At 35.5% G+C, this 5,770-nt stretch carries 6 protein-coding genes; all 6 read left to right on the top strand.

Annotated elements, in window-relative coordinates; translation table 11 throughout:
* On the top strand, window positions 1-1,413 hold a 1,413-nt coding region (locus O1450_RS16480), incomplete at its 5' end, for a replication initiation protein (RefSeq protein WP_269230504.1).
* 233 nt (window positions 1,414-1,646) lie between these two features.
* Window positions 1,647-2,030 (top strand): MobC family plasmid mobilization relaxosome protein, encoded by a 384-nt coding sequence (locus tag O1450_RS16475; protein WP_199981637.1) that lies wholly within the window; start codon window positions 1,647-1,649, stop codon window positions 2,028-2,030.
* Window positions 2,027-3,901: a relaxase/mobilization nuclease domain-containing protein gene (locus tag O1450_RS16470; RefSeq protein WP_269230503.1), complete on the top strand. Its 1,875-nt coding sequence runs from the start codon at window positions 2,027-2,029 to the stop codon at window positions 3,899-3,901. Before O1450_RS16475 ends, O1450_RS16470 begins: the two co-directional genes overlap by 4 nt.
* Window positions 3,902-4,044: 143 nt before the next feature.
* A complete protein-coding gene (locus O1450_RS16465) occupies window positions 4,045-4,359 on the top strand; it encodes a type II toxin-antitoxin system Phd/YefM family antitoxin (RefSeq protein WP_199981635.1) in 315 nt (104 codons plus the stop codon).
* Window positions 4,356-4,643, top strand: a complete 288-nt coding sequence (locus O1450_RS16460; RefSeq protein ID WP_199981634.1) for a type II toxin-antitoxin system RelE/ParE family toxin — start codon at window positions 4,356-4,358, stop codon at window positions 4,641-4,643. The genes O1450_RS16465 and O1450_RS16460 overlap by 4 nt, the downstream gene beginning before the upstream one ends.
* 137 nt (window positions 4,644-4,780) lie before the next feature.
* Window positions 4,781-5,350: a hypothetical protein gene (locus O1450_RS16455; RefSeq protein WP_269230502.1), complete on the top strand. Its 570-nt coding sequence runs from the start codon at window positions 4,781-4,783 to the stop codon at window positions 5,348-5,350.
* Window positions 5,351-5,770 lie beyond the last annotated feature (420 nt).

Below are 5,770 nucleotides of genomic sequence, written 5' to 3'. Positions count from 1 at the left end.
GCAATATTATGCGATGGATACAGTGAATTGACAAGTCTTGCAGCAGACTTGTTTATGCTAAAAAATGTGACAGCGTTTAAATTACGCAAAAAAGCCTTAATTTACGAAGAACAACAGACTAAAAAGTCTGATCTTGACGCATCTCTTAGCGTTTTTCGCCTTTCAATTCCTGATAATTGCCCTTTATGGACTTCAAAAATCGCCCTAGCAGGTGAAAAACCAACTTGGTTTCACAAAGATGAGCCTGATTTTACTGATTTCGCATACTTAAAAACTGCTACAGATTTTAAAGTAGGCACACTTATCATTGATATAGATAAACCGATTGCAGACAGTATCGAAGCCTTTATCTATGGCACTTTAAATGCCCCTATTCCAAACTTAATTATTAAAAATCGAGCTAATAAGCATGTTCAGCTCGTCTATTGTTTGAAAAACTGGGTCTGTATTGATGTGCGGAATACGAAAGGTAACTATAGCGCAAAAGCACACAGCCTCTATAAAGCCCTTAAACGCCATTTAAACGCCATATTTGGCGGTGATGATGCTTATCATAACTTTATCGCTAAAAACCCCTATAGCGAGCAGTGGGACGTTGTAGGGATGCGTTCAACAAGCTATGAGATGTATGAACTTGCTCGAATTTCAGAACTAGAAGTCAAAAGCACAACATTCATTGAGCGATTACAGTCGAAGCAAACAGATAAAGCCCTGAAACAAGCGTCAGATCGTGCAACGGTTGGAAGCGGTGAACGTAATGACTTCTTATTCAATACTGTGCGTGTACGTGCTTACTCACTCTATAACAAGCACTCGAAGAATTGGACACGTCAACAGTTTGAAAATTGCATTAATGATTTTGCTCAAGAACTGAATCAAGCGAAATGTAGTCCACCGCTTGAAATTAGTGAAGTTGCTACGATTTGCCATAGCATAGTGAGCTTTTGTTATGGCTCATTTGGTGAACGTCAGAAATATACGAAATCAGAAATTAGTAAGATAGCGTCTAAATGCGGTAAAAAAGGCGGTAAAGCAAAAGGCTATAAGTACGCACAACAACGCCAACAAGCCCGAAAACTGCATAAGACGGGCAAGAAAGCTAAAGATATAGCCAAAATTACAGGTTTATCAATTCGTGCTGTCTACAATGCTATTAGTGAAGAAAAACCAACTGAAAAAACAGTTCAAAAACCAACTGAAAAAACTATTAAATATCATGTATTTAACCCCCTATTTTGTGCAAATAGCTATCAGTGTAGTATGCTCTTGGTAAAAGAATTACGAAGTAATTCACATCTTGTATGCGAGCGAAGCGAGTCAAATCTTTTCTTAAAGCCTTTAAGTCTTAAAATTTTAAATATTCAAACTGTAAAACATCCGAATATTTCTATTCCTTTTGTTCTCCCCCCTTAAATAATTCAAAATAAAATACCGCAATTACAGATAGCCTTTGAACTTTTATAACAACATTCGTACCGAACATTGTTATTACAAATTCAAGATGCTATTGTAATTTAAGCAAGGATACACAATAGGTACTTTTTTAAATAACTGCGTTATTTTCAAAGTTACCTATTGTGACCTTGATCAGGGGGACAAGCCCCCCGATACCCCCCAAAACCATCACTTAATCTGCTGAGGTGTAAATGGTTCAACAACATAAAGTTAGAATTAATCATGAGCGTAAAAGACCTGTTCGAACTAAAACGGTCAAAGTTACGTTGTTTGATTCTGAGTATGAACTTCTTGAATCCAAAAACCCCTTTAATTCGGTTGCTAAGTTAATGCGCGAGTCTGCTTTAAAAGCAGTTAGTGATGAGGGGGAATATAAGAAGAAAGTTGGAACATACACAAAATTAGACCGTTCATTTGTTCTGGAACTTAGTCGTGTGGGTACAAACATCAATCAAATTGCACGAGCAATAAATACAGACCTTGTTGCTAGAGAACCACTTGATGCCGTTAAGCTTTTGCATCTCCTGATTGGTATTGATGAAACCTTAAAACAACTTCGGGAGTCTGTGAAATGATTGTCGATTTTTTCGAACATGGAACAGGTGAAGCTAGTGGCCCTTTAGATTATTTTCTCGGTAAAAACAGAGATAGGGAACATGCCAAAATTTTACTTGGTGATGTTAATGAAGTAGCCGAACTTATAGATTGTTCACCGTATGAGAAGCGCTACACAAGTGGCTGTCTGTCTTTTTATGAGAGTGATTTAACCGAAGCCGATAAAGCGCAAATTATGCGTGATTTTGAAAAAACTCTTTTCCCTGGTCTAACTACTGGAAACTATCGAATTTTATGGGTTGAGCATCGCGATAAAATAAATGAAGAAACTGGAGAGCGCAGATTAGAACTGAATTTCTTAATTCCCAATATTGAAATTGAGTCGGGAAAAAGATTGCAGCCATTTTTTGCAAAAGCAGATTTAGACCGTGTTGATGCATTCAAAAAAATAGTTAATTACGAATATGATCTTTTTGACCCTGACGACCCTATAAACAGGCGATCAGTCAAAATCGCACAGAATCTACCTAAAGAAAGCAAAGAATTTAAAGCTCAGGTGCATGATGAAATCACACTCGCAATATGTGATGACCTTATTTATGACCGCAAAACCCTTTTAGATTGGTGTGAAACTGTTGGTTTTGAAGTTACGAAGATAACAAAGAAACAAATATCAATTAAAAATCCAGAAACAGGGCGACCAGAAGTTTTTAAAGGCGAATTTTATGAGCAGAACTTCAGAAATACTGCAAAAAGCACAGAGCTTAAGGCAGAAGCATCAGGAAGATATAGACAGCGAGCTGAAAAACGGTATCAGACTTGCCTTGAACGACACGAAAAACTTTGTGAAGCAAAGAGCAAATACCATCTTGAACGATATGGAAATGGAAATAGAGAAAGTAGAAACGGACTTGACCCAAAATTTACAGAACCAAAAAACAGAAATGCAATCGAAAATAGGCAAAGTGGCGAGCAGCTTCAACAGCAATACTCAGGTATTGAACATGGATCTTCAGAAGCAGATTCAAGACATGAAACTACATTTGCAGACATTGCAGTCATTAAGCCAAGAAACAATCGAACAAGCGAAGCTGAAAAAAGCCCTTACTTTATCAATTTTTCCCCTGATTTTAGTGCTACTTATTTTGCTTATCAGCAATATGTTTTTAGGCTATATCAACAAAACAAATTACAAAGAACTAAACCAGATCAAGACATTACAGCAGACCGAGCAAGCGAAGCTAGCAGAAGTGAAACAAGCTTTAAGTTTGAGCAAAGCCGAGTTACAGAAGAAATATCCGCAAATTGCATTCAAGGACTAGAAAATGAGTTTAGAAGCCCAACTTTTGAAGATCATAGAAGAACAGCAATTGCAGTTGAAGCAACAACAGCAAGAACAACAGAAAGCACTAGAGCTTATACAAGTGCAATCAGCGACTATCGAGCAGTTAAACGGCTACACGAAGACTTTAAACGAGAAGCACAGCGAAGCAGTTACGATAGTGCAGAAGTATCAGCAAATCGTGCGAAATCTATCAGAACAGACTATTTCTCCAAATTTTTCTCAGAAACTACACGAAAATCTGGAATCTCAGCTTCAAGAACATTTGAAAGAGTTAGTGATGAGTTTGAATATAGATTCAGAAGTGAAGCAAATCATCCGCAAAGAGCTACCGAATATGGTGCAAGCAGAGATAGAACAGCAATTGAAGCCGATGACAGAGCAAATAATCAAGAGAATGAGTTCAGTAGAGCAATATCAACAAAAATTAGCAGAGTTAATCCAACAAATATCTTCACGGCTTTAGATGAGATTGATAGGCGTAGAGAACTGCAAAGAGAACAAGCGCTTAAAAATGATAATGGCTATGACTCACCAAGACCATTTTAATGATGCTTTCTTTTTCTGCGTAAAATAATAAGAATAATATTCTTATTATTTTGTACTCAAAAAAAAAGCATCGCAAATAATAGTAGACTGCCTTACAAAAGAGCTTAGAATAGACAAAACGCCTACTTTTATGAGGTTTTAAAATGCAAATTATTACAGCAAAAGATGCAAAATCACGTTTTGGTGAGTTACTCGACACCATGCAACGAGAGCCAGTTTTAGTGACCAAGAATAAACGTCCTGTTGGTGTTTTCTTATCATTAAAAGATGTGAAAGGTACTCACTTAGAAAGCCTTTTTGATATTCAGGGTGATGATTATGAAGATTGGGAAAAAGAAAAAATTGCAGAAGCGTTAAACTCTTTGAAATCACATCCATCAAAAACCACAGCGATGAAAACGGTACATGCTACAGCGATGCAAAAAGCACGAGAATTAGTGGCGAGCCGTAACAGATGATCTATGAAGTTTCCTATTTGCCACAAGCAGAACAAGATTTAATTGAAATTTTGGCGTATGGCATCGAAAACTGGGGCGAAAAACTAGCTGAAAGTATGTATCTAAAAATTACTGATCAGTTAGAAACACTCTACTTCTCGCCCAACCGTACTAAGAGAAAGGGAAGCTTAGGAACCAGAGAAATGCTCATTTCTGACAGTCCATACCGTGCCATTATTCAAATTGATGAAGAAAAAAAGAAAGTCTTCATTTTAAGAATTTTGCATACTTCAAGAAATATTTAATCAATGGTGCTAAATATGGCGCATAGTTTTCGCCATATCTAATTTTTAAATAATTTTAATAAATTAAGCTTTTTATTAAAAAATGGTTGAATTAATATGATGTATATTTAAGATATTGATTTTATTAGGAGAAATAGGTGTTTAAAAAAGCTATAGCCACTACATTTTTGTTAGGAATTAGCGTTAATACAGTTTTTGCATCAGAGTTACAAGATAAACAAATAATTATGAAACTGATGAATAACTATATAAATGCTGTTGCTTGTGCAACTAGTAAAGTTCAAATTAATAATATCGTGAGTATTTTCCCTCCTGAAGAAGACTATACGGGTTCAACTTATTATGTTTTATGGAGTGGAGATAAAGGTTGCGAAGGTGGATCAGGTACGATGTCTAGTTATATTTCAGAAGTATCAAGGTACTCATCAAGTCGACCATTTTTAGTTAATACTGACGATGCATTAGGTGATAATAATGAAAAATCTTGGACAAATGGAACATCATTTACAAATTATAGATTTATTGAATCTATAAAAAATAAAAATAACTCATTAGAAGTAATAAGCTGGAATTATGCTGATGATAAGTTTGGAGGGAAAGATGGTGGAAATAATTTTCCAGCAAACAAGTTTAGATATACATTGAAAAATGTTGATGGCGAAGGTTGGAAATTGGTTGACCAAGTTTTATTAGAGCAAAACAAGTAAATATCTATAGTTGTAATTAACCCGAATCTTACTTAAGCCAATGATTTCATCACTTGAATCGTTGGCTTGTTTTGCCGACATAGAACCTATGCTCTAAGAGAGTAACTTTTTTTAATCCAACTTTGGAATGCAAATAGCCGTTTTTTTTAGCTACGTTGAGAAAATTTCTGTTAAATAATTGTCTTATTTTTAAACAAATTACAGGTTTTGATGTGGTAACAGATTTATTTTTTAAAATTTACGACCAAAACGGAAAAAAATCTTGCAATAGTTGTAGAGTAGATTCAAATTGAGTGCAATTACATACATTTTCTTGAATTAGAAAAAGTACAGACCAAAAAAAAGCCCCAGTTTTCGACGACAATGGCTTCTTTTTGGCTTCATCAGTCGACTTGTTAGTAACTGAATCCACAATGTATA

The organism is Acinetobacter sp. TR11 (assembly GCF_027105035.1).
GTDB lineage: Bacteria > Pseudomonadota > Gammaproteobacteria > Pseudomonadales > Moraxellaceae > Acinetobacter.
This window is presented reverse-complemented; position numbering and strand designations above follow the sequence as displayed.